Annotated in this window: 23 protein-coding genes; 9 read left to right on the top strand and 14 right to left on the bottom strand. The window is 59.4% G+C overall.

Features of this window, described 5'->3' with window-relative positions; genetic code table 11:
* Positions 1-6 precede the first annotated feature (6 nt).
* The 4 genes from AD928_RS11695 (at position 7) to AD928_RS11680 (ending at position 5,063) form a co-directional block, all read left to right on the top strand.
* Complete coding sequence (locus AD928_RS11695; RefSeq protein WP_062250745.1) at positions 7-1,653, top strand: ribonuclease J; 1,647 nt, start codon at positions 7-9, stop codon at positions 1,651-1,653.
* 167 nt (positions 1,654-1,820) lie between these two features.
* Positions 1,821-3,137 carry a proline--tRNA ligase gene (gene proS / locus AD928_RS11690; RefSeq protein WP_062250743.1) on the top strand — a complete coding sequence of 439 codons (1,317 nt, stop codon included), beginning with the start codon at positions 1,821-1,823 and terminating at the stop codon, positions 3,135-3,137.
* 2 nt (positions 3,138-3,139) lie between these two features.
* Positions 3,140-4,387: a lipoprotein-releasing ABC transporter permease subunit gene (locus AD928_RS11685; protein WP_043550760.1), complete on the top strand. Its 1,248-nt coding sequence runs from the start codon at positions 3,140-3,142 to the stop codon at positions 4,385-4,387.
* Complete coding sequence (locus tag AD928_RS11680; protein WP_062141863.1) at positions 4,380-5,063, top strand: ABC transporter ATP-binding protein; 684 nt, start codon at positions 4,380-4,382, stop codon at positions 5,061-5,063. Before AD928_RS11685 ends, AD928_RS11680 begins: the two co-directional genes overlap by 8 nt.
* A 14-nt stretch (positions 5,064-5,077) precedes the next feature.
* Here AD928_RS11680 and AD928_RS11675 read toward each other — a convergent pair whose 3' ends face one another.
* Both AD928_RS11675 and AD928_RS15295 read right to left on the bottom strand, forming a co-directional pair.
* Positions 5,078-5,563 carry a glutathione peroxidase gene (locus tag AD928_RS11675; RefSeq protein WP_062250741.1) on the bottom strand — a complete coding sequence of 162 codons (486 nt, stop codon included), beginning with the start codon at positions 5,561-5,563 and terminating at the stop codon, positions 5,078-5,080.
* A 145-nt stretch (positions 5,564-5,708) separates the two neighbouring features.
* A complete protein-coding gene (locus AD928_RS15295; RefSeq protein ID WP_264821164.1) occupies positions 5,709-5,843 on the bottom strand; it encodes a hypothetical protein in 135 nt (44 codons plus the stop codon).
* Here AD928_RS15295 and AD928_RS11670 point away from each other — a divergent pair.
* Together AD928_RS11670 and AD928_RS11665 are read left to right on the top strand one after the other, a co-directional pair.
* Positions 5,842-6,639, top strand: a complete 798-nt coding sequence (locus AD928_RS11670) for an IclR family transcriptional regulator (RefSeq protein ID WP_062141861.1) — start codon at positions 5,842-5,844, stop codon at positions 6,637-6,639. The genes AD928_RS15295 and AD928_RS11670 overlap by 2 nt on opposite strands.
* A gap of 21 nt (positions 6,640-6,660) precedes the next feature.
* Positions 6,661-7,497 (top strand): DUF3108 domain-containing protein, encoded by an 837-nt coding sequence (locus tag AD928_RS11665; protein ID WP_062250739.1) that lies wholly within the window; start codon positions 6,661-6,663, stop codon positions 7,495-7,497.
* A 98-nt stretch (positions 7,498-7,595) separates the two neighbouring features.
* On the opposite strand, the gene glmS is transcribed toward AD928_RS11665, so the two are convergent.
* Complete coding sequence (gene glmS, locus AD928_RS11660; RefSeq protein WP_062250737.1) at positions 7,596-9,419, bottom strand: glutamine--fructose-6-phosphate transaminase (isomerizing); 1,824 nt, start codon at positions 9,417-9,419, stop codon at positions 7,596-7,598.
* A complete protein-coding gene (glmU, locus tag AD928_RS11655; protein ID WP_062250855.1) occupies positions 9,419-10,765 on the bottom strand; it encodes a bifunctional UDP-N-acetylglucosamine diphosphorylase/glucosamine-1-phosphate N-acetyltransferase GlmU in 1,347 nt (448 codons plus the stop codon). The genes glmS and glmU overlap by 1 nt, the downstream gene beginning before the upstream one ends.
* A gap of 110 nt (positions 10,766-10,875) precedes the next feature.
* On the opposite strand from glmU, the gene AD928_RS11650 reads away from it, so the two are divergent.
* Positions 10,876-11,547: an HAD family hydrolase gene (locus AD928_RS11650; RefSeq protein ID WP_062250735.1), complete on the top strand. Its 672-nt coding sequence runs from the start codon at positions 10,876-10,878 to the stop codon at positions 11,545-11,547.
* 29 nt (positions 11,548-11,576) lie between these two features.
* On the opposite strand, the gene AD928_RS11645 is transcribed toward AD928_RS11650, so the two are convergent.
* From AD928_RS11645 to AD928_RS11620, 6 genes are read right to left on the bottom strand one after another with little or no spacing between them, the layout of a single operon-like run.
* Positions 11,577-12,662: a glycosyltransferase gene (locus AD928_RS11645; protein ID WP_062250853.1), complete on the bottom strand. Its 1,086-nt coding sequence runs from the start codon at positions 12,660-12,662 to the stop codon at positions 11,577-11,579.
* A 7-nt stretch (positions 12,663-12,669) separates the two neighbouring features.
* Positions 12,670-13,458: a nucleotidyltransferase family protein gene (locus tag AD928_RS11640; protein ID WP_062250733.1), complete on the bottom strand. Its 789-nt coding sequence runs from the start codon at positions 13,456-13,458 to the stop codon at positions 12,670-12,672.
* Complete coding sequence (locus AD928_RS11635) at positions 13,455-14,258, bottom strand: sterol desaturase family protein (RefSeq protein ID WP_062141856.1); 804 nt, start codon at positions 14,256-14,258, stop codon at positions 13,455-13,457. The genes AD928_RS11640 and AD928_RS11635 overlap by 4 nt, the downstream gene beginning before the upstream one ends.
* Positions 14,255-15,349 carry an LptF/LptG family permease gene (locus AD928_RS11630; protein WP_062250731.1) on the bottom strand — a complete coding sequence of 365 codons (1,095 nt, stop codon included), beginning with the start codon at positions 15,347-15,349 and terminating at the stop codon, positions 14,255-14,257. The genes AD928_RS11635 and AD928_RS11630 overlap by 4 nt, the downstream gene beginning before the upstream one ends.
* A complete protein-coding gene (locus tag AD928_RS11625; protein ID WP_062250729.1) occupies positions 15,346-16,563 on the bottom strand; it encodes an LptF/LptG family permease in 1,218 nt (405 codons plus the stop codon). Before AD928_RS11625 ends, AD928_RS11630 begins: the two co-directional genes overlap by 4 nt.
* On the bottom strand, positions 16,560-17,459 hold the full coding sequence (locus AD928_RS11620) for a metallophosphoesterase family protein (protein ID WP_233420061.1): 900 nt from the start codon (positions 17,457-17,459) through the stop codon (positions 16,560-16,562). The genes AD928_RS11625 and AD928_RS11620 overlap by 4 nt, the downstream gene beginning before the upstream one ends.
* Positions 17,460-17,588: 129 nt before the next feature.
* Between AD928_RS11620 and AD928_RS11615 the strand changes: the two genes are divergently transcribed.
* Both AD928_RS11615 and AD928_RS11610 read left to right on the top strand, forming a co-directional pair.
* Complete coding sequence (locus AD928_RS11615; RefSeq protein WP_062250727.1) at positions 17,589-18,566, top strand: diacylglycerol/lipid kinase family protein; 978 nt, start codon at positions 17,589-17,591, stop codon at positions 18,564-18,566.
* 1 nt (position 18,567) lies between these two features.
* The gene (locus AD928_RS11610) at positions 18,568-19,554 is read left to right on the top strand and encodes a hypothetical protein (protein WP_233420060.1); all 987 of its coding nucleotides are present in this window, start codon (positions 18,568-18,570) and stop codon (positions 19,552-19,554) included.
* Here AD928_RS11610 and spt read toward each other — a convergent pair.
* Genes spt through AD928_RS11590 form a run of 4 tightly spaced genes read right to left on the bottom strand, consistent with a single transcriptional unit; the run spans position 19,551 to position 23,946 of the window.
* Positions 19,551-20,759: a serine palmitoyltransferase gene (gene spt, locus AD928_RS11605; protein ID WP_062250725.1), complete on the bottom strand. Its 1,209-nt coding sequence runs from the start codon at positions 20,757-20,759 to the stop codon at positions 19,551-19,553. The genes AD928_RS11610 and spt overlap by 4 nt on opposite strands.
* Before the next feature lie 6 nt (positions 20,760-20,765).
* Entirely contained in the window at positions 20,766-21,017 is a 252-nt protein-coding gene (locus AD928_RS11600; protein WP_025826965.1) for an acyl carrier protein, read from the bottom strand.
* A gap of 23 nt (positions 21,018-21,040) precedes the next feature.
* On the bottom strand, positions 21,041-22,816 hold the full coding sequence (locus AD928_RS11595) for a fatty acyl-AMP ligase (protein WP_062250723.1): 1,776 nt from the start codon (positions 22,814-22,816) through the stop codon (positions 21,041-21,043).
* Positions 22,816-23,946 (bottom strand): hypothetical protein, encoded by a 1,131-nt coding sequence (locus AD928_RS11590; RefSeq protein ID WP_062250721.1) that lies wholly within the window; start codon positions 23,944-23,946, stop codon positions 22,816-22,818. The genes AD928_RS11595 and AD928_RS11590 overlap by 1 nt, the downstream gene beginning before the upstream one ends.
* Positions 23,947-24,306: the final 360 nt, after the last annotated feature.

Genomic DNA, 24,306 nt, shown 5'->3' with positions numbered 1-24,306 from the left:
CTACTTATGACAGAACAGAACGGCGATCTCGTCTTTCTGCCCCTGGGCGGAACGGGCGAGATTGGCATGAATCTGAATCTCTATCGCCTTGGGGAAACCTGGCTGGCGATAGATTGCGGCATCGGCTTTAGCGGGAATGACACCCCGGAAGCAGAAATTCTGGTGCCGGACCCCACCTTTATTGCGGAACGCAAGGATAAGCTGGCCGGTCTGGTCATCACCCATGCGCATGAAGATCACATTGGCGCTGTCGCGCATGTGTGGCCGCTGCTGCAGTGCCCTGTTTATGTGACGCCGTTTGCAGGTGCCGTGCTGCGCCGCAAGCTGGGTGAAGCACGTCTGCTCCAGCAGGTGCCTATTCACGTCATTCCCTGTGGCGGTGAGTTCAAGGTCGGTCCGTTTGATCTGGAATTCATCCCCGTCACCCACTCTGTGCCGGAAGCACAGGCTGTTGTGCTGCGCACGCCTGATGGCGTGATCGTACATACGGGTGACTGGAAGCTGGACCCCGATCCGCTGGTTGGCCCGCCGACAGACGTCAAGCGTCTGAAGGAAGTGGGGGACGAAGGCGTTCTGGCGCTGGTGTGTGACAGCACCAACGTGATGAGTTCCGGTCCCTCCCGTTCGGAATCCGAAGTGCGTCGCAGCATGACGGACCTCATCAGTGGGCTGAAGGGACGCATTGCCGTCACCTGCTTTGCTTCCAACGTGGCGCGTGTGGAAACCATCGCCATGGCCGCTCAGGCTGCTGGCCGCACGGTGGTGCTGGTTGGCCGGTCTCTGCGCAATCTGGATGTGGCGGCGCGTGAGTGCGGCTATCTGTCCGGTGTGCTGCCGTTCCTGACGGAGCAGGACGTGAATGACGTGCCGGATGATCAGATCGTCATGATCATCACCGGCAGTCAGGGGGAGCCGCGCTCCGCTCTGTCCCGCATCTCTCTGGATATGCACCCGAATGTGTCCCTCGGTGAGGGCGATACGGTGATTTATTCCAGCCGTATGATTCCGGGCAACGAGCGCGCCATCATGGCGGTGCAGGATAACCTTTCCCGCCGCGGCGTGCGCGTGATTACGGACAAGGAAGCCTTTGTGCATGTGTCCGGTCACGCGACGGGCGATGATGTGCGCACCATGTATGATCTGGTCCGGCCGAAATATGCCGTGCCGGTGCATGGCGAATGGCGCCATCTGACGGCCCATGCCGCTCTGGCTCAGGAAAAGGACATCGCGCCGATCCTGCTGGAAGATGGTGACATCCTGCGTCTCGCCCCCGGCAAGGTGGAAGTGGTCGATACCGCACCGTCTGGCCGTCTGGCTCTGGATGCCGGGCGTCTGCTGCCCATGAACGGTGGCGTGCTGGCGGCTCGCCGCAAGATGCTGTTCAATGGTGTGGTGATTGCCAGCTTTGCGGTGGATGACGAAGGCTTCGTTATCGGTGAGCCGAAAGTCAGCGCCCCCGGTCTGCTGGACCCGGATGATCTGGAAAGCGTGCGCGTGCGCGAAGAGTTCGCCAACGCGATTGATGTGATTCCTGATGAACTGCGGAGCGATGACCAGTCCTTCCGGGATGCCGCCAAAACTGCGCTGCGTCGCGCACTTGGCCGCAAACTTCAGAAGCGTCCGCTGGTGGATGTTCACGTTCTGCGCGTCTGACGCGCGGACCCTTACCTTGCGCAGAGCAGGGTAAAAACGGCGGCTAAAAGAAGACCTGCATCAGGCGGGTTTTCTTTGTCGCCGCACTGTTTTAGAGCAGATTACAGAGTAAAATTTCAGAGTGAGGCCGCCTGTGGTCTCACCTGCCAGACAAGGCTGAGTGCATCATGCGTCTTTCGCGTAGTTTTCTTCCCACGCTTAAGGAAAACCCGGCAGAGGCGCAGATCGTCTCGCATCGGCTCATGCTACGGGCCGGCCTGATCCGGCAGACGGCCTCCGGCATTTATGCCTGGCTCCCCGCAGGCCTGAAGGTTCTGCGCAATATCAGCCAGATCGTGCGGGAAGAGCAGGACCGGATTGGCGCGCAGGAAGTGCTGATGCCCACTCTTCAGTCCGCTGATTTGTGGAAGCGTTCCGGCCGGTATGACGCGTATGGCCCGGAAATGCTGCGCATTCAGGACCGCCATAAACGCGAACTGCTTTACGGGCCGACCAATGAGGAAATGATCACCGATCTGTTCGGGCAGGCTGTGAAGTCCTACAAGGACCTTCCGCAGATGCTGTATCATATCCAGTGGAAATTCCGTGATGAAGTGCGTCCGCGTTTTGGCGTGATGCGCGGCCGCGAATTCCTGATGAAAGATGCCTACAGCTTTGATCTGGATTACGACTCTGCTGTCGCCACCTATCGCCGCATGCTGCTGGCTTACCTGCGCACGTTCCAGCGTCTGGGTGTGCGGGCCGTGCCGATGCGTGCCGATACCGGGCCGATTGGTGGTGAGCTGAGCCACGAATTCCTGATCCTCGCCCCGACAGGGGAAAGTGGCGTGTTCTATGATGCCGCTCTGGAAGAGCAGGACTGGCTGGATGAGCCGGTGAATGTGGAAGACCCCAAAGCGCTGGAAGTCTTCTACAAGCGCGTGACCACACCCTATGCCGCAACCGATGAAATGCACGATACCGCCGCATGGGATGCCGTGCCGGAAGACCGCCGTCGGGAAGGGCGTGGCGTGGAAGTGGGGCATATTTTCCACTTTGGTACCAAATATACCCAATCCATGGATGTGACGGTCAGCGGGCCGGAAGGCACACCGGTCTATCCGGAAATGGGGTCTTACGGTATTGGCGTCTCCCGTCTGGCGGGGGCCATTATTGAAGCCAGCCATGATGATGCCGGCATTATCTGGCCGGATGCGGTCGCACCGTTCCGTGCAGTAATCATCAACCTGAAGGTGGGTGATGAAACCTGTGACGCCATGTGTGAGCAGATCTACAACACCAATATCGAAGCCTTCCTCTATGACGACCGCACGGACCGTGCCGGTGCGAAATTCGCGGATGCGGATCTGATGGGCCACCCCTGGCAGATCGTCGTCGGCCCGCGTAGCGCCAAGGAAGGCCGCGTGGAGCTCAAGCGCCGCGCAACGGGTGAGCGCAAGGAAGTCAGTGTGGAAGACGCTCTCGCTCTGGTGCTGGCAGACTGATGATGTTTGGTCCCTTCGAGCGGGCCGTGGCAGGCCGCTACCTTCGGGCACGGCGCGGGGAACGCTTTGTTTCCGTCATTGCCATTTTCTCGCTTGTGGGGATTGCCCTCGGGGTCGCCACGCTCATCATCGTCATGGCGGTGATGAACGGCTTTCAGGCTGACCTGATGGGCCGTATTCTCGGCCTGAATGGGGATCTGAGCATTTACGGCGCGGGCCGCACCATTTCTCAGTATGAGGATGTTGCGGCTCGGGTGCGGAAAGTGCCGGGCGTTATCAGCGCAACCCCACTCATTGAAGGACAGGTGCTGCTTAGTGCGGGGTCTTACAATTCCGGCGGGGTGGTGCATGGCATGACCCGGCAGGGCTTGCTGGACCTGAAAGGCGTCAGTTCCTCGCTGGTGGCGGGCACGCTGGATGATTTCGGCAGTGACGATTCCATCGCCATCGGCGTGACGCTGGCGGATCGTGCGGGGCTGTCCATTGGCTCACGCATCACGCTGGTTTCGCCCGATGGCGCGGCCACGGCGTTTGGCACCGTACCTCGCGTGCGGGCCTATCATGTGGTGGCCATTTTTGATGCGGGCGTGAACGACTACAATTCCAGCTACGTCTTCCTGCCGATGCACGCCGCGCAGGTCTATTTCCAGATGCCTGACAAGGTGACCCAGATTCAGGTCATGGCGAAGGATGAGCAGAACATTCGCCCGGTGACGATGCGGATTGTGAATGCCATCGGAGAACCCGGCCTGCGGGTGCTGGACTGGACCAATGCCAACAATGCTCTGTTTGGCGCGGTGCAGGTGGAACAGAACGTCATGTTCCTGATCCTGACGCTGATCATTCTGGTCGCAGCCTTTAACGTCATTTCTTCCCTGATCATGATGGTGAAGGACAAGACGGGCGATATTGCCGTGCTGCGCACCATTGGGGCCAGCCGAGGGGCCATTATGCGCATCTTCCTGATGTGCGGGGCTTCTGTTGGTGTCACCGGCACCGTGGCCGGAACGCTGCTGGGCGTGGTGTTCTGTGAGAATATCGAGCGGATTCGTCAGGCGCTGCAGAAGTTGACCGGCACGAATCTGTTTAACCCGGAGGTTTATTACCTCGAACACCTTCCGGCCAAGCTGGTCTGGGGGCAGGTGGGCGAGGTGATTGCCATGGCTCTGACCCTCTCTCTGCTCGCCACGCTGTATCCCTCATGGCGTGCGGCAAAAACTGATCCTGTGGAGGCATTGCGCCATGAGTAATGTCGCCCTCAGCCTGCGCGGCGTGAAGAAGACCTATAAAAGCGGGGAAGACGGCACGCTGCCTGTTTTGCAGGGCGTGGACTTCACCCTGCATGCGGGTGAGATTGTCGCGCTTGTGGCTCCCTCGGGTACCGGGAAATCTACGCTGCTCCATCTGGCTGGCCTGCTGGATACGCCAGACGAAGGCGAGATTGAGATATGCGGCCAGCGGACGCATGGCTTGCCGGAGGTGGGGCGCACGGCGTTGCGGCGTGACCAGATTGGCTTCGTTTATCAGTTCCACCACCTGCTGGCGGAGTTCACAGCGCGTGAGAACGTCATGCTGCCGCAGATGATTGCTGGCGTGCGCAAGGCCGAGGCGCGTCAGAAAGCGGAAAAGCTGCTGGACATGTTTGGTCTGGCGCACCGCGTGAGCCACCTGCCGGGCAAGCTGTCCGGCGGTGAGCAGCAGCGCGTGGCGATTGCCCGCGCGCTGGCAAATAACCCCGCTTTGTTGCTGGCGGATGAACCGACTGGCAATCTGGATGTGCGCACAGCAGATGCCGTGTTCTCGGAACTGATGGCGGCTGTGCGCGGGCAGGGGCTGGCGGCTCTGGTCGCCACCCATAATGAAGAACTCCTGACCCGCATGGACCGGGTGGTCACGCTGCGGGATGGGCTGATCGTTCCTCGTTAAACACTAAACCCGGCTCAGGGGTTCAGGATCACACGTTCCACCGCTTTGGTCACACGGGCGGAGGTGGGCGGCGTAATACTGGAAAACCAGTCGACAGGTTTACCCTTTCGGTTGGTCAGATATTTGTAGAAGTTCCAGCGGGGGCGGGCCAGAAAACCGCACTCCTTGTCCAGCCAGCGGAACAGCGGAATGGTGTGGGGGCCTTTTACCGGGGAGCGAGCCGCCATAGGAAAGCTCACGCCGTAGTTCCGATGGCAGAAAGAGGCAATATCGGAGGCCGTTCCCGGCTCCTGCGCCCCAAAATCGTTGCTGGGAATCCCGATAACAACCAGCCCCATGCTGCGGAACTGGTACCACAGGGCCTGAAGCCCTTCATATTGCGGGGTAAAGCCGCATTTGGAGGCCGTGTTCACAATCAGAACGGGCCGGCCACGGTAATCAGCCAGATTGATCTCACCACCTTCAAGGGCGGGGAGGGTAAAATCATAGAGTGTGGTCACGGTCAGGCACTCATCTTTACGACATTGACGGGACTTGCGTCTGTCCTGTTTAGCGTAAGAGAACCAAAGGAGCGAGTGTGGAGGGGGAGATGTGTCAGATCAGAAAAGTCCGGGGGGAAGCCTGCTGCCCTGTTCCGGGTTCTTGTCAGGCTTCCACCAGAATAGTCTGCGGGAGGATCGAGTTCTGATTTTTATTGTTCATTATATTGAACTCGATCCCGTATTTGGAATAATGAGGGTAAGGCCCCTCTTTGTCAACAAGGAAAATAAGAAACGGCATGTCCAAATCTCATGACTCTGTGCCCGCCCTGCGCCGGGCTGTGCGCATTCTGGATCTGGTGAAAAGCACAGAGCGCCCGCCGCTTGCGGCTGATATCGCCCGCCAGCTTGAACTGCCCCGCAGCACAGTCCACGGGCTGGTGGCGGTTATGGTGGAACTGGGGCTGCTGGAAAAAACCGTCACACAAGGCTATCGGCTGGGCGCGCGCCTGCTGGACTGGGCCGGAGGGGTGACGGAACGGCGGGATCTGGTGACGGAATTTTACCAGACTCTGGAAAGCTTCTCGGACCTCGCGGCCTTCACGGTCACACTCACGGTGCTGGAAGATACGGAGGTGGTCTACATGGCCTGCCGGAACAGTGCGACGGTGCTGGGCGCGTCCTTCCGCGTCGGCATGCGTCTGCCTGCCATATTTACGGCCACAGGCAATGCCATGCTGGCCGAGATGGACGATAACGCCTTCCGGGAGTGGCTGACCCTGCATCCAGCTTCAACATGGCCGGAACCGCTGACGCCCAACGGTATCCGCTCAGTCACGACTCTGGTGCGGGAAATCGCGGAAATCAGAGAACGTGGTTACGCCGTGGATGATGAACAGATCCATGATGGCCTTTGGTGCTTCGGCGCCGGGGTGAAGGATCATTCCGGGCGCATGGTGGCGGGGGTAGGACTGAGCCTGCCGCAAACTGAGCTTGGTCGTTATGATGTCAGCCAGCTTGGGCGCATGGCTGGGGCTCTGGCGCAGGCGCTTTCCCGCCGGTTGGGGTATCGTCCTGTGCAGGCCGAGTCTGTCTGAGGCCGTTTGAAAAGGAATGCTATGCCGCGTTTACGTTTGCTGTCCGGTGGGGCCGCTCTTTTGAGGTCTCTTGTGCCGGGCCTGTGTGCCGGACTTTTACTGGTGAGCGGGTGTGGCTCTGTCGCGCGCGCTGATGCCGCGTTGGCTCAGACTGTCGTGAACTATCGTGTCTATGCGCATGGCTTCAACGTCATGGATATTCAGGCGTCCTATCGGCTGAGCGAGACGCAATATGGGGTTGCCGCCCATATCAGGACAGGCGGGTTTTTCGGCCTGTTCATGAAAACGAATTTGCAGACCAGTGCGCAGGGGCAGTTTGCAGGCCAGACCGCAGAGCCTGCCGCGTATGATAGCGTGGGCTGGTCTCGTGGCCGGAACCGCCATGTCTCTCTGGCCTATCGGGATCAGATGCCTGTGGTCACCCAGCTTGACCCGGCCGAGACGGACCGGGAAGTTGTGCCCGACGCCGACAAAAAAGGGGCCATTGATACCCTCGCTGCGTTGATGAATTTGCTGCATCAGGTCCGCACCACCCAGAGCTGTAGCGGGCAGGCGAAAGTTTTTGATGGCATGCGTCTGAGCACACTCTCCATGCACCCGGTGGGCTTACAACGCCTTCCTTCCGGCGGTCCGCTGGAATGGGGTGAAGATGCGCTGCGGTGTGATTTTGTGGCGCAGCAGACCGAAGGCTTCAAGTTCAACAGCGAGAAGAGCAAGTTGCGGAACCCGCAGCCGGGCCGGGCGTGGTTTGAAAAAATAGGAGAAGCCGGTTTTGTAGCGGTGCGGGTTGAGATCGATCACCCCAAACTTGGCCGCATTACCATTCTTCTGGACGGGACGCCGAAGCAGGCGACCTGAAAAAACAAAAACGTGCGGTGCGCAGGTCTGAGAGTTTTCTCAGGACACAGCGCGCCGCACGTTTTGTCAGCCTCGTCTAAAACTGTGTGAACGTCGGCTTATTCGACCGTTACGGACTTTGCGAGGTTGCGCGGCTGGTCCACATCCGTGCCTTTCAGCACAGCAACCTCATAGGCCAGCATCTGCACCGGAATGGTTTGCAGGATGGGGGCCACAAAATCATGCACATGTGGCAGCACAACCATATCTTCCGCTATGGCGGAGACGCGCTCAGCTCCTTTGGTATCCGTAAAGACCAGCAGGCGACCGCCACGAGCCTTTGCTTCCTGCAGGTTAGAGAGCGTCTTATCAAACAGCGGGGTGTAGGGCGCGCTGGCAACAATCGGCACAGTCCGGTCGATCAGGGAAATCGGCCCGTGTTTCATCTCGCCCGCGGCATAGGCTTCCGCGTGGATGTAAGTGATTTCCTTGAGCTTCAGCGCGCCTTCCATGGCGACGGGGAACATGCTGCCCCGGCCCAGATAGAGCACATCCCGCGCCTCCGCCACGACCTGCGCCATACGGCGGACCGCATCACCCTGCGTGAAGACTTCCGCCGCACGGCTGGGCAGATCAAGCAGGGCGGAGACCAGTTCTTCCTCACCCAGAGCCTCCAGCGTGCCACGGGCGCGGGCGGTAGCAATGGTCAGGCAGGCCAGAACCGTTAGCTGCGCGGTAAAGGCTTTGGTGGAGGCCACGGAAATTTCCGGACCGGCCACGGTGCCCAGCACAACATCACTCTCACGCGCCATGGTGCTGTGCTCCACATTGAGCACGGAGAGGATATGAACGGCTTTTTCCCGCAGGCTGCGCAGAGCCGCCAGCGTGTCGGCTGTCTCACCGGACTGAGAAATGAGCAGACCAAGAGAGCCGGCTGTGAGGGGCGGGTTGCGATACCGCATCTCACTGGCGACATCGATATCCACCGGCAGGCGGGCAATATCTTCCAGCCAGTAACGACCAATCATGCCGGCATAAAAGGCTGAGCCACAGGCGGTAATAACCGCACGTGGCACGGAAGCCAGATCAAACGGCATCTCCGGCAGCATCACGCGGCGGCTGGCCGGGTCCACCATGCGCTGCAGCGTCTGGCCGATAACCAGCGGATGCTCGTGCAGCTCTTTTTCCATGTAATGGCGGTAGCCATCCTTGCCGATGGAGCCTGCGGCGAGAGCTGTTGTCTGCTCCTTGCGCGTAACAGGCGTGCCATCAAACCGCATGAAGTCCGCCCCTGCCGGGGTAATCACCACGCAGTCGCCATCTTCCATGTATGTAATGCGGCGGGTCAGCGGGGCGAGGGCGAGGGAATCAGACCCCAGGAACATTTCCCCGTCACCATAGCCAACAGCCAGAGGCGCGCTGTGGCAGGCGCCGATCATCAGGCCTTCATGACCAGCAAAGATCATGGCGACGGCGTAAGCGCCTTCAAGACGGTTCAGGGTTTTAAGAGCGGCCTCTTTCGGGGCAAGACCCTGCGTCAGATAGTAATCCACCATCAGGGCGATGGTTTCGCTGTCCGTTTCCGTCTGGAAAACCTGTCCGACGGCTTCCAGTTCCCGGCGCAGCGTCTCAAAGTTTTCAATAATGCCGTTATGGACAATCGCCACACGTTCCGTGCCATGCGGGTGTGCATTGCAGGCGGTAGGCGCACCATGCGTGGCCCAGCGTGTGTGGCCAATGCCTGTGGTGCCACCCAGTGGGCTTTCTTCCAGAAGACGACCGAGATTATCCAGTTTTCCCGCCGCCCGACGGCGTTCAACCCGCCCATCGACCAGCGTTGCAATACCTGCGGAGTCATAACCGCGATATTCCAGCCGGCGCAGACCTTCAAAGACAATCGGGGTGGCGTGTCGCAGGCCGACAACGCCGCATATGCCACACATCAGCCGTTTTCCTTTCGGGCTTTGAGGGTTTCCTTAAAACGTTTGCCCAGTTCGGGCTTGTTTTCCTGCCGGGGGCGGCCAAAGGCCATGGCGTCTTCCGGCACGTCTTTGGTAATCACACTGCCTGCGGCAATCAGCGCATTGGTGCCAATGCTGACCGGGGCCACCAGAATAGAATTGGAGCCGACAAAAACCCGGTCCCCAATAGTCGTTTTGTGTTTGAAGAACCCGTCATAATTGCAGGTAATCGTGCCTGCCCCAACATTCGAGCCGGTGCCAACGGACGCATCCCCCAGATAGGTCAGATGGTTGGCTTTTGCGCCATCACCCAGGGTGGTGTTTTTCACTTCCACAAAATTGCCCACGCGTGCCGCCGTGCCGATGGTGGTGCCGGGGCGCAGGCGTGCATACGGGCCGATAATGGCATCTGCCTGCACGGTGCAGCCTTCCAGATGGCTGAAAGCCCGGATTTCAGCGCCGCTTTCAACCGTCACACCGGGGCCAAACACCACATGCGGCTCTACCAGTACATCCGGGGCCAGTGTGGTGTCGGCGCAGAAGAATACCGTCTCTGGAGCAACCAGCGTTACGCCATTTTCCATGGCTTTCTGCCGGAGGCGATCTTGCAGGGCGGCTTCGGCTTCCGCCAGCTCCATACGGGAATTGATGCCGCGCAGTTCGTCTTCTGCGGCTTCCACAGCATGGACGCGCACACCATCGGCCACGGCACAATCGACCACATCTGTCAGGTAGAATTCACCCTTGGCGTTATCATTCTTCACGCTGTGCAGCCAGCGGCGGAAGGTGGTGGCATCCGCGCACAGCACGCCGGCATTGCACAGATCAACAGCCCGCTCTTCCGGCGTGGCATCGGCCCATTCCACAATCCGTTCTACAAGCCCGTCCTGCGCAATTACGCGGCCATAGCGGCCCGGCTCAGCAGGGCGCATGGCCAGAAGAGCCAGTCCCACATCCGGCGCATGCCGGGCTTCCAGCAGGCGGCTGAGCGTATCTGCGGAAATCAGGGGATTATCGGCATAGAGAACGGCAACGTCGCCCTCTCCAAAATAGGCTTCCGCCTGCAACGCGGCGTGCGCTGTGCCCAGCCGCTCATGCTGGATGACGACGGGGTAGGGCGCAGCCAGCTCGGCCACATCGCCCATTTCCGGGCCGATAACGACAACCAGCCGGTCAAACACTTCTGCCGCGCTGGCGATCAGATGGGCCAGCATGGGCCTGCCTGCCAGACGCTGCATGGCCTTGGGGCGGGAGGATTTCATACGGGTGCCAAGCCCGGCAGCAAGCAGGACGGCAGTGGCGGGACGGGATGCGGGAGAAGACGTCATGATCCACTTGCGGTAAGCCAAGCTCAAGGAAGTGTCAAACGTCTGGCCGGGGAAAGACGTTATATGTGTATCATAAAACTTTTCCAAAATTTACAGAAGGATAACAGCGTATGACGCAGTCAGGACTGGCCGTGTTTGATATGGACGGCACCTTGCTGGACTCCCTGCCGGACGTTGCCGATTGCGTGCGGGAAATTCTGGCCTCGCATGGTCTGCCGCCCGTCTCGGATCCCGTTGTGCGCGGGATGATTGGCAATGGCGTTCAGGCGCTGGTGGAGAGCCTGATTCGCACGGCGGATCCACACGGGCAGATCGGGATCAATCCGGATCAGACCGTTCAGCAGTTTCTGGGTCTTTATATGCCTCGTGCAACGCGGCTCTCCTGCCTGTTTCCCGGCACGGAGGACGCGTTAGAGACGTTACGGGCGCAGGGCTGGCAGCTGGCGGTTTGTACCAACAAGCCCGAAGCCGCGGCACGGCATATTCTCGATCATTTTGGACTGACCTCTCTCTTTGCCAGCATAGGGGGCGGGGACAGCTTTCCTGTCCGAAAGCCCAACCCCGCGCACTTGCTGGGCACGATTGAGCAGGCCGGAGGGCATCCGGCCTCCACTGTGATGATTGGGGATATGATGCCGGATCTGCTGGCGGCAAAAGGCGCCAGCGCACGATCCCTGTTTGCGGCGTGGGGGTATGGAAATCCGGCTTTTGCCAAAGAGGCAAACGGCAGTGCTGCACGTATGGCGGATGTTCCGGAAAAAGCTGCGGCCTTGCTGGGGTAACGGGTCGCGCTCTGGCTGCGTCCGACTTATCAGGTCGTCAGCGCTGCAAGTTTATGCAGGGCTACCTCACCCGCATGGGTAAAGGCCTCTTCACTGAAATGGGTCAGGACATAATGACGTCCTGCCTGACCCATACCGGCCAGTTGTTCCGGCTGGGCGAGGGCTGTTGCGAGGGCTGTGGCCAGTGCGTCGGGGTTTTTAGGCGGCACGGTCCAGCCGGTTTCCCCATTACGGATGGAATGGGTGAGCTCTCCAACGGCGGAGGCAATCACCGGCAGGCCTGCCTGCATGGCCTCATGCGCCGCCATGCAGAAGCCTTCCCAATGCGATGGCTGAAGATAGAGATGCTGGTCGGCCAGAAACTGGCCAGTATTCTCACAAAAGCCGGGTAGGGAGACATGCTCCTGCAGTCCGTTTTCCCGAATGAGGGCTTCCAGCGCCGGACGCTCTTCCCCTTCTCCTGCGAGTGTCAGATGGAAAGGAGGAATGCGCTGGGCCTGCTGAAGCCGGGCCAGTGCGAGGCAAAGCGTATCAAACCCTTTAACGGGATGCAGCCGCCCCAGAGAGCCGAGGCGCACTGGCTCCCCATGCTGCCATGGCCGGGATTGCGGGGCATTGGCCCGCGCATGGAAAATCGGCCAGCAGAGCAGGCGGTCCACCGGGATATGGAGTTGCTGCCGGGTGATATCCGTGACGTATTGCGAATCTCCCACCCACAGACAGGAGGCATTCCGCCGCAGGCGTAGCAAAGTGCCGTTCGGGGGGCGTAGCCGGGCGGAGTGCTGCCAGCTGGCAATGGGAATGCCCCGCCTCTGGCCGACAATCTGCCCGAGCAGAGTCGCGCGGGTCAGGGACGTCCATAGATGAGTGGGTTGCCACAACTCCATCTGGCGTTTTAGCCAGAGCAGGGCGGCAAGATGATCTTTTCGACCACCGTCCCGAACCCGCACATCCAGCCCCGCGTCCCGCATGGGTTTGATGGCCCGGCCATCACGCCGCGTCAGTGCAAAGACAGCAACCTCATGCCCGGCGTTGCGAAACACGCTGGTAATGGCAGGCACAGGGAACGCCGCGCCGCCGCCTTCTGTGGAATTGATAATGTAGGCAATGCGCATGACAGGATCAGGCGTTCGCTGCGGCGTCGGCAGCAATCAGCTTTTCCGTCAGTTCCAGATCAGCCGGTTTATCGACATCAACGGCTGCCCGCCCATCTGAGAGCGGTACCAGTTCCGCCGTTGTGCCGCTCAACGTGCCAATACGCTTGCACAGAGCGGCGCGTGTCAGTTTCCTGCATACTGCGCGCAGAAGAATGCCGGGGCCAAGCAGCCAGGCAATCCGCAGCGGATGCTTCCGGTTTTTTTCAACACGCTGCCAAAGTGCTGCCACCTGTAGGGAGGCCGGGGTGCGGAACAGGAACAGGTTGCAGCCGGAAAATGCCATATCAGCCAGCCGGATAAAGGTGCGTCGCGTGCCGGGCACATCGCGCAGCACGACGGCTTCCGGTGCAACAGCAGCGGCAACATCCGTTTGCGGGCTGCATTTAGCCAGAAATTCACTAATCCATTCCGGACGCAGCAAGGCATTGTCCGCAGTCGTGACGAGCAGGGGTGTGCCCATCTGCGTCAGCCCGGCCAGCACACTGGCACTGGGGCCATTCGGGCTGGAAGGAACAATCTCAATATCAGAGGGGAGTAAGCCATCCAGCACGGCGGGATTGTCGATACAAACGGCAATCCGCCCAATGCCCGGTGTTGCCTGCAAGGCGTGGATGACACGCAGCACCATAGGGGTGCCGGCTACGGGCAAAATCGCTTTGTGGGAAACGCCACAAGCCTGCGCCATGGGGTCCGGCGCACCGGGGCGTGTGCCCGCCAGAATAAGGGCGGACAGCGCCCCGTGAGTCGTGTTCATGCAGCGTGTCTGGTGTTGTCGCGCATTAGTTTGGCTTCCGGGCGGGCACCGTCGGGCCGGTCACGCGGGGGAGACCCGGTCAGGTCCATCACCCACGGGAAGCGCTTCGCTTCCTTCACGTCGTAGCCCAGATTGAACACCGTTGGGCTACGCGGGCGAGCCTTGGCGTCCAGATAGTAGCTGCCAAAGACGCGGTCGACCACAAAACTGGTGATGCCGAAATTGCCGTCTTCATCATGGAAGTGGTGCAGCACGTGGCGCGCCTTCATCCGCTGGATCCATGCGGCACGGGGCTTGTAGTTCAGATGCTGGATGCAGTGAAAGAATTCATAGATGCAGGTAATGGCCACACCGGTGCCGAAGGCGGTGGCAGCAGCCCCCCATCCCCCAATCAGATAACCGATGGGAAGGGTGATCACACCAATTGTCGGCAGCGTGGTGACAGGTGCGCCAAACAACACGTCCAGCAGATGCGGGTCCTGATGGTGGTCAAAATGAATGCGCTTCCACAGGGCGGCCGTCCATTTCATCTTATAAAGCGTGCGTCCATGCAGGACGTAGCGATGCAGCAGATACCACACCACCGGGTAGACCAGAATAACCGCGACAATGGAAATCAGTGTCGGGCCCCATCCGGCAAAAAACCATGTAGCCAGGGCAGCACTGGCAATAACCAGTGCGAAATACAGCAGGATGGTCGGGTAAGTCAGATAGGCGACCCACAGCTGGCGGAGGTTCATCTTGCCAAGATCAAAACTCCGGCCTGTGCGGATTGTCGCATTATTCAGAGTACCGCTCATTTTGCCTCGTTCCTCAGGAGCGCCGTGGCCGCTCCCAGGGTGAAAATGATCAACCCGGGGATGGTCGCAACGGGTGGGGGCAGAAGTCCGGCATTGCCCATGGCCCGTAACAGCCCTTGCGCGATAATAAAGAGCAGACCGGCCCCCAGACACCAGACCGGGACCCAACTGCGTGTGCCTGTTCGGGGTGGAATATAGATTACCGGCATGGCAAGCAACAACAATACCATCATGGCCGCCGGGCGTAGAAAGCGTTCCAGCAGGCCCGCCTGCAGGAAGCCGGGGCTGGAATCGGAGGGCAGCCGCCCCCGCAACATGCCGATAATGGTGCCGGAAGACAGGGGCGGATTTTCAGCCGAAAGGCGGATAAAGTCCCACGGATGCAGTGTTGTCTGCCAGGCGGCGTCGGCCTCGACCGGCAGTCTGGCCGTTTTATTCCCATCGACTTCAATGCCTGTGATGGCATGCAGCTGCCAGCCATGCGCGTGGGTATAATCCGCACGTTCCGCATGCATGGCTTTATGCAAAAGGCCATTTGGTGTGCGTGTGTACAGATCAAGGCCGGAAAGCATGTTGCCGCCATCCGCAACATAGTGCACGCGGCCTATCCGCCCACCTTCGTGGAACCAGAAGGCGTGGCCATTTTCCGGGTGAGGGTCTGTACGGTTCCACCATGCGGCCAGAGCCTGTTCGGAGCGGGGGGTAACCTGGTCGTCCAGCACCACGCCCATCACGCCAATAATCAGCGTGGCGGGAATGAGCCGCTTGTAGAGGCCCCACATGGAAAGCCCGGAGGCTTGCAGAATGGCCATCTCGCTGGCGAGGGTCATCTGCGTGAGCATGATCAGCGCACCAATCAACACCCCAAGCGGGAGGGCTCCCGCCATCAGAAACGGCAGCCGCATCCCCGCATAGGTCAGAATACCGGCAACGCCCAGATGCCGCTGCAGAATAGGGGTGGTCTGTTCCAGCAGAGCCAGAATTTCCATCAGGCCCACCAGAATGGCGCAACTGAACATGACACGGCTGAACAGTACGCCAGACAGGTAGCGTAGGAGAACGTGGGTCGGAGCGGGAGACTGCGTTTTCAAGGCAGGGCTTTCTGGCTGTTTTTCGCCCCAGCGCGTCGTTTGCTCGTCCACCGGGCTTTGAGAGTCTGAAATGTGCCGGACTTATACAGAAGCAGCAGAGAACTCATTGCGACAAAGAAAAGGGCTGGCCCCCAGATAATCAGCAGAGAGGCTTTTTTTGTGGCAACCATGCTGTGCCCGAACTGGAGCATATGGTCGAACCCCACCATGATGATAAAGGCCAGCACCAGCCCGGCACTGCTCCGCTGCCGCTTGCGCATGATGGCTAGGGCAGCCGCCAGTGCCGGAATAAACGGAATGGTCAGGCTGCGCGCCAGTCGGAAATGCACTTCCGAGCGCATATGCGGGCGGGAGATCGACGGATCCCGATGGATCAGCCGGCTGACCAGCTCGGGAGAGGTCAGCTCGCGCTCATCCTCGCCTCGTTCACGGAAGGGGGTGATATGGTTCGCGCGGGTCAGCAGGCGTGTGGCATGGTCAAAGGTCGTAAGGGTCGGCACGCTCTTATGGTTGTCTGTCAGGATTGTGCCGTCTTCCAGATCAATTTCTACGGCGGAACTGTCTGAAGCCAGCCGGATATGGCCGTGCCGGGCGGTAATATCGCGTTCCTGATTGTCAGACGTATCGCGGATAAACACGCCATGCAGATCGGACCCACCCTGTGTGACGTTATCTGCCACAATGGTCAGCGTAGGCGAGGGGCTGGCAAACATGTTGGATTGCAGCCGGGGCGCCCAGCCGGTGTGGCTGGCCATGTAGAACGTCGCCCGGAAGTCATACCGCGCATGCGGCTGCACAAAACCATACAGCAGGAAGGCGAGAAAGCTCAGTAACGCCCCCATCAGAATATAGGGTCGGGTAATGCGAACCAGAGAAATGCCACTGCTGGTAATGGCGTCAATCTCTTCATTCTGGCTCATGCGCCGGATAATGGAGAACACGCCTACGCAGAGCGCCGCCGGAATGGCCAGCCCCAGATAATGCGGCAGCAGAGTGGTCAGCAGCTCAACAAAAACGCCAAGATGGTTGTTGCCTGCGGCCAGCAGGTTGAACAGCACCAGCAGCCGCTCAAGCAGCAGGGCGGCCATCACGACTGAGAGGGCGACCAGAAAAGGCGGAATGACCTGCGCAATCAGATAGCGATCCAGAGTGCCTGGAGTGAAGAACGCTTGCAGTCGGCGCAACAGGGGCGGGTTCGGCATGGGGGGTGTCATAGCCGGATTGACGGGGAAAGGCGATGGGGCGTGAACACTTGCGTTAAACCATCGCGCATGATGCCATCCGTTCCAAGTTCCCGCCGCCGCACGGTTATTGACCAGTGTCCGGCCTGCGGATGGACGGCAATGGCGTTCCATCCGGCTGCGGTGGCCGGGCTGTCCGCACTATGCGAGGCGGACGTCGTGCCGACAACTGGAATATCCGTGTGTGGAATGAAGGCGAGAGTCGCGCGGTGCGAGTGGCCATGCAGCACCAACTCGGCCCCGGCCTCGCGCAGAATGGACTGGAACAGTGCCAGATCATCCAGCCCCTTCCGGCGGCTGACCAGCTTTGCCACGGGCGGGTGATGGATCAGCACGACCCGGCACAGTCCCTCTTGCCCGGTTTTGTGAAGGACGGCACGGAGGCGCTCAGCCTGCGCGGCTCCCATTTTGCCCGAGGCCAAAAATGGACGGGTTGGCACCGCGGTGTTCACCCCAATCAGGGCGATATGGTCTTTCACCAGCAGGGAAGGAAAGCTGGCGTCCGTTTTCAGCCATTCCGCCCACAGAGCTGCTTTTCCGGTAGCATTCTGGCGGATCAGCGCATCATGATTCCCCGGCACCAGCAGGGTAGGCGGCAAAGCCTGCTCTTCCAGCCAGCGGCGGGCGTGGCGAAATTCGGAGCGAAGGCCAAGGTTGGTCAGATCGCCTGTCAACGCCACCAGTTCGGGTTGAAAGTGCCGGATATCGTCCATCACCCGTGCCAGCGGGGCGGCTTTATGCAGATGGCGGCGTTTTAATGTCCAGGACAGCAGGCTGAGGATACGCTTGAAGCGAATTTCATCCAGAGCCGGGAATTCCGCCAGCGGAAGATGGGGGTCGGACAGGTGCGCAATCTGAAAAGAAGGCAAGAAAGAAGGTCTCCGGCGCAGGGGGCCTGACAGGACAGTATGTGACAAGCGGGCGGACTCTAATTATACCACCGCGACAAGCCGGAGCAAAAGCGCTGGCACCGTATCTGCAAAAGCAAGAGTTTCCGAGTGCCCGATCGTTTCGTCTTGATTCACAATTCCCGCAGCCGACGCAATCTCAAGGCGGATAGTCGTTATCTGGACTGCGCGCGCCGCACTCTGGGGCCGCTGTTTTTCTCGCCAGACTCCCAGACCGAACTGCATGACGTCATAGAAGACATGGCACGGCAGGACGTGCGGTGTCTGGTAGTGGACGGAGGGGATGGTACGGTCGGCAATGTGCTGAGCGCGCTGTACGTCTCATCTTACCCCAAAGACAGACTGCCGATGATCGCCGTTCTGCCATCCGGTAATACAAATCTGATAGCCGCCGACGTCGGGTTTGGCATGCGGGGTGAGGAAGCTTTGCAGCGACTTCAGGACAGAGCCCGCTCAGACCGTCTGGTGTCAGACGTCAAGCAGCGTCAGCCTCTGGTTGTCTCCTGGCCGGGGCAGGATCGTGCACCGGTTCTGGGCTTTTTTGGCGGCCTGGGTGCGTTTACGCGTGGAATCGAAATTGCCCATTCGCCCGCCATCCTGAAAAATTATGCGCACGATACTGCTGTGCTCATTACGCTGGCGGAAACCTTGCGGCAGATTATCACGCCGCGCCTGCGGCAAAGCTGGCTGGATGGGACGCCGGTCGGACTTGGCCTGAACGGAGGTGAGCTGGAAGCGCACAACCGTTTCCTGTTCCTGTGCACGGGGCTGCATTGTCTGCCGCATGGCATCTGGCCGTTCTGGCGTGGGGGTGGAGCGGACGAAGGCATCAGCTATCTGGATGTGGCCGCAAATCCCAAAAAACTGATGCGGGCCATCTGGAGCCTGTTGCGTGGGCGTAGCCCTGCATGGCTGCGGGCAGACCCAACCTATTCAAGCGGTTCTGCCCGGCAGGTTCTGCTCAACACGGAGCAGTCATTCGTGCTGGATGGTGAGGTTCTGGAAACGGGACCGGCGCAAAGTCTGGAAATTTCCGCAGGACCGATTCTTTCTTTCCTACAGGCATGACATGGTAAAACAGCAGCCAACTGAACTGCATACCGTCACGACACAGGCCAAAGCCGCCCGTTTTCTGGATGACCAGATCCGGCAGGAACTGACAACACGCGTCAGCCCTGCGGTGCTGGATTTTGTGGAACAGATGGTCGGCACAGCCGAACCACTGGGCGTGCTGTTCTACGGTTCTGGTCTGCGGGGTGGCATTCAGACGGACACGCTGCTCGATTTTTACGTGATCGTGCGTAAGCAATCGGATTGGCCACGCAGCCGGCTGGCCTGTCTGGCCAACGCGCTCCTGCCTCCCAATGTTGAATATCATGAGCTGACTGTTGAGGGGGGCCCTCTGCGCGCGAAAGTCGCCATCCTGACGCTTGCCCAGTTCCGCAGGCTAACCGGGTTTAGTGCGTTGGATACGACGGTCTGGGCGCGTTTTTCTCAACCCGTGCGGCTTGTCTGGCAGCGTGATGCGGCGGCAGCCCAGACATTACGCCGCTGCGTGATGCGCGCCACCCTGACGGCGGCTCGCTGGACAGCCTTCCTCGGTCCGGAAAAAGGCAGCCGGAACGATTTCTGGAACGCTCTCTATCGCCAGACCTACCAGACAGAGCTCCGGGTAGAAAAAGCAGGCCGTGGGGCCGGGATCGTCGCCAGCTATCAGGACCGCTACAGGGATCTGCTGCTGCCGTGCTGGCAGGTGGCGGGACTGTCTTACGAAGTGGTGGGAGAAGAGGTCAGACCGCTGATCTCACCCACCCAGAAATTCCGGGAAGAGCAGGCATGGCAGGTCCGGCGCCGCATAGGGCGTCCGTTGAATATCCTGCGCCTGATGAAGGCAGCTTATACATTTACCGGAGGGGCCCGTTACGCCGCGTGGAAAATCGAACGGCATAGCGGGATCAAGGTGCGGCTGACACCCTTTGCAGAAAAGCACCCCTTGCTGGCCGCACCGCCGTTGCTCTGGCGGCTCTGGCGCAAGGGGGCTTTCAAACGCTCTTAGGCGGCTGCCGGAAGAGCGTTAGCGTCCAGAGCGGCCTGCTTGAAGATCGCAATCGCTTTGTCGATCTGCTCAGCAGTGTGTGTCGCCATCACAGAGCAACGCAGCAGCGGGCGAGAGTCCGGCGTTGCGGGCGGCAAGCTGAGGTTGACGTAAACCCCGAGGTCCAGCAGGCGGTTCCACATCACAATGGCCTGCCCGATTTCTTCCAGAGTGACGGCAATCACGGGGCTGACCTGCTTGCTGGCATTCAGGCCAAGGCCATGGAACCCGGCATGCAGACGGGCAGCATTGTCCATCAGCTGCGTGCGCAGCTCCGGATGTTCCGCCATGTCTTCCAAAGCAGCCATGGTGGCAGCAATGACTTCCGGCGGCAGAGACGCTGTGAACATGTAAGGGCGGCAGTTCAGCCGCACCAGTTCCAGTTCCGGATGGTCGGACACACAGTAGCCACCAACCGTGCCAAGGCTCTTGGAGAAGGTGCCGACAATAAAGTCCACATCCGCTTCCACGCCAGCCTGTTCAGCAATGCCGCGGCCATGTGCGCCCATCACACCAAAGGAGTGGGCTTCATCAACCAGCAGATAAGCGCCGCTTTCACGCTTGACGGCGACCATCTCGGCAATCGGCGGAACGTTGCCGGTCATGGAATAAATGCCTTCCACAACAATCAGCTTTGCACCGGGGGTGCCATCCAGACGCTTCAGGCGCTTGTACAGGTCATCCGCATCGTTATGGCGGAAACGGATCACCTGTGCAGGGCTCAGGCGGCTGCCATCATAAATGCTGGCATGGCTATCCGCATCCAGAATCAGATAATCGTCTTTTCCCGCCAGTGTGGAAATCATGCCCAGATTGGCCTGATATCCGGTGGAGAACACCATGGCGTCGCGGCGACCAAAATAATCGGCAATACGGCGCTCAAGCTGCCGGTGCAAAGACTGCGTGCCGTTGGCAATGCGGGAGCCGGTTGTGCCGACGCCGCAGGTTGCCGCAGCTTCCTGAGCCGCTTTGATCGCGCGGGGGGACTGGCTCAGGCCCAGATAGTTGTTAGTGCCAAAAAGCAGCGTCTCGCGGCCTTCAATGATACCAACTGTGGAAGAGACGGGCTTTTCGATCACCACAGAGAACGGGTTACGTCCGCCAGCTTCCACCAGGGAGCCGAGAGCTCCTGCAATGCCGTCAAATTTGGAAAAAATAGACGTCATGCGTGTTCAGCCTTTGTTTTTCAGATCAACAACGCAGGCGGCAAGGTCATTGATGGTCCGGATATCAGCCAGTTTGTCGAGCGGAACGGAGACATCCATGCTGTCTTCCACTTCCATGACAAAGTTCATGACTGCCAGAGAATCAAAGGCCAGATCGTCCATGATCTTACAGTTGCCGTCGATATCGCGCGGCACTTTCGGATTGGCGAGAAGCTTCTGGATGATCAGCGCAGACACGCTTTCAACGGTTTCGCTCATTTTAAAATCCTTATTTTCCCGCCTCAGCAGGCAGAGGCTGCTTCAGGCTGCGGTTCAAACATGCCGGTCTGGAACATCTTGCGGGCTTTGGCGCGTGTCAGTTTGCCGGAGGACGTCTGCGGCAGAGCATGTGGCGGCACCAGAACCACAGACACATCTACGCCATGCAGGCGGCGGAACAGGCTGGCGGCCTCTGCACGCAGCGCTTCACGCGCTTCCGGGGAGGTTACGCGGCACTGGATGAGGGCCACAATTTCCTCATGCTCTCCTTTTTCCATGGAGAACACGGCCACATCGCGGCTGCGCAGGGCAGGGATATGGCTTTCAGCAGACCATTCCAGATCCTGCGGCCAGATATTCCGGCCATTGATGATAATCAGATCCTTGGCGCGGCCGGTCACGACAATCTGGCCGTTCAGCATGTAGCCAAGGTCACCCGTGTTCAGCCAGCCGTCCTCATCCAGCACTTGGGCTGTGTCGGCAGGCTTGCGGAAGTAACCGTTCATCAGGCTCGGGCCACGCACAAAAATGGTGCCGGTCTGACGGTCACCCAGCACATGCCCTTCCGGGTCCCGCACTTCCAGCTCGTGGCCGGGCAGAACCTTGCCGCAGACCACAAAGGTTCTGGTCGGGGTGGAAGGATCCGTTGCCGCACGGGCAATACCGTCATTTTCCAGTGCCGGGAGATCAATCGTATCGGTCTCAATCCCGGTATTCAGCGGCACAAAGCTGATGGCAAGCGTGGCTTCTGCCATACCGTAACTGGCGACAAAGGCTTTCGCGTTGAAGCCAACCGCTTCAAACCGCTCGGCAAATTCTTTCAGAATGTGCGGACGGATCATATCGCCGCCAATCCCGGCAACGCGCCAGCAGGACAGATCCAACTCAGCAGAGGCGGGACGGCGTGCGCAGAGCTCGTAACCAAAAGACGGGCTGTAGGCGATGGTCCCACGGTTGCGGCTAATCAGATCCAGCCAGACATGCGGACGTCGTGCAAATTCGCGTGTCGGCAGCAGATCAACCGTCAGCTGGCACGTCATGGGGGTCAGAAAGAAGCCGACCAATCCCATGTCATGATAAAGCGGCAGCCAGGACACACAGCGGTCGCCGGTTTCCCGCACACACAGGCCATCATGCGCAATGGGGGCCACATTGGCCATGCCGGAACGCTGGCTGACACACACACCCATCGGGGAGCGGGTGCTGCCTGAGGAGAACTGAAGATAAGACAGGGCTTCCGGGTGAATGTTCGGCAGTGCCATGTCCGGCACAGGCCGTTCCATCAGTTCAGCGGGGGAGCCTGCAAAGGCCAGTCCCATGCCGCTGACGATATCGTCGGTCCAGCCTTCAATAATCTGCGGGATAACCACCGCACTGGCCCCGGCGCTGGTAATCATACCGCGCAGCGTGGTCAGGTAGGTTTCTTTCCCGGCAAAAGCGACGGGCAGGGGGAGGGGAGCCGCCACCAGACCAGCATACTGGCAGCCGAAGAAAATGCGTGCAAAATCGCCATCGCTTTCGGCGACAATCGCAACCCGGTCACCCGGCTGGAGGCCCATTCCCAAAAGGCGCAGGCCGGTTTCAATCGCCTGCTCACGCAGTTTGCGATACGGCAGCGCTTCCAGCAGAACGCCTCGGCCGGAATAGATATTAAAGCCAGCTTCACCCTGCGCAGCGTAATCAAGCGCTTCGGGGAATGTTGCAAAATCTCCATAACGGCGCTGCTGACCAGAACCGGTGGGAACCGGCTGCAGGGCCTCTTCGTTAGAAGGTGAAGATGCAGGATTTATAACGTTCATCAGCTGGCCATTCGAAGAAAATCAACAATAGCGTCGGCCCCTACCGGCGCGGTTGGTTCGTCTCCCGTGAGATCGAACGTGTCGCGTATATAGTCTTTTTGGAGATTTACGAAAGCATCATGTGAAGAAAATGCGCCTTCAATGTCCTCAGAGAAGGTTTCCAGCTGGTTCAGGACGGGCCCAAGAGTCCAGAAGCGGTAGTTCTCATCACCCTGCCAGGCAACGTCGTGAGCATTCAGGAAAACGCAGGGGCGGGGATGGATAAGGAACTCAGCAATCTGGGAACTGGCATCCCCCAGATACAGGTCAGCCGCAGAGGTATAGGTCATATCAATGCTGCGGGTACTGCCCGTATCCACAATCACATGAGAGTGGCCGCCAAAAGCCCGCTTGAGCTGCGCTGCCTCGGTCCGGCGATTATCGAACAGCCGGTAATGCGGGGCAAAAATGAGGTTGTAACGATCCTGATTGGCAAAATGGCTGAGAATATTCAGTCCCATTTTGGGCCAGGAGGACAGGCGCGCATTGAAGTGCGGATTATAAAGAATGGTCGGACGGTTGTTGTTGAACAGGCGGGAGCTCGTGCTTCGCATCCGGCGCACCATGTCAAACTTGGCATAAACGCCAGTATGATAGTGGCCGGGGCGGATGGCCCCCTGAGCAAGAAGCCGCTGTTCGACCTTTTTGCCAGCCATAAGAACATAGTCGAAGTTCTTGACGTCGCGGGCAAAGCCAATGGCCCGATCACCCGCCCCATGACGGGTCCAGATCAGGCGGGGCTGGCGCACACCAAGCTTCCTTAAATAGAGCGATGTGCGTTCAGGCACGACGATGCCCTGAAACGTAGAGAAATATTTCTTGTTGAAGAAAAGGCTCGCAAACCGGGAAAAAACGGTGTGCCCATGCCGTTCAACACGCTCCCGGATCAGGTTCGGGAGGTGCAAAAGTTCGAAGCTCGCTCTCGATTCCGGATAATAGGACGCAAGGGATTGCGCATAATCCAGATGGGCTTGCGTGGCGCAGGCAATATGGACTTCTGTTTCAGGGTGTCTGCTAGCGATTTCCATTGCAATCGGCAGAGAATGCAAGGTTTGGTGCGGCTGTGCGATATAAGGGAAAAGAACGCGCATCAGTGAAATAACACCTCTTGTATTGAGGCATGATCCGTCATTTCTGCTTGCGTCATCGGGTGCCTCATCAACCTGTTACTGTGCGGCAGTGTAACCTGCACACATGCACAAATCGTGGCACGCTCCATATAGTCAAGGTCGCCTCAAGCGGGGCAGGGACGAGGCGGCGCGTTTTTCGTGAACAGTCGTGAGCACGGAGAGGGGCGCGGCATAGAACGGTCTCTCTTATATAAAGAGGAAGGGCGGAGCCCTGTTGGCTTCCATGATTCCTAAGCCTTCTTGGGGCCCAAAAGTGGGGTTTTAGCTGATTGGGGAGCCCCCAAGCCGTTAATTTTGCGGCTATCCCGTTGAAAACTGGCG

Source organism: Acetobacter cerevisiae (genome assembly GCF_001580535.1).
Classification (GTDB): domain Bacteria; phylum Pseudomonadota; class Alphaproteobacteria; order Acetobacterales; family Acetobacteraceae; genus Acetobacter; species Acetobacter cerevisiae.
Note: the sequence above shows the minus strand (reverse complement) of the source record. Positions and strands in the feature narration are given on the sequence as shown.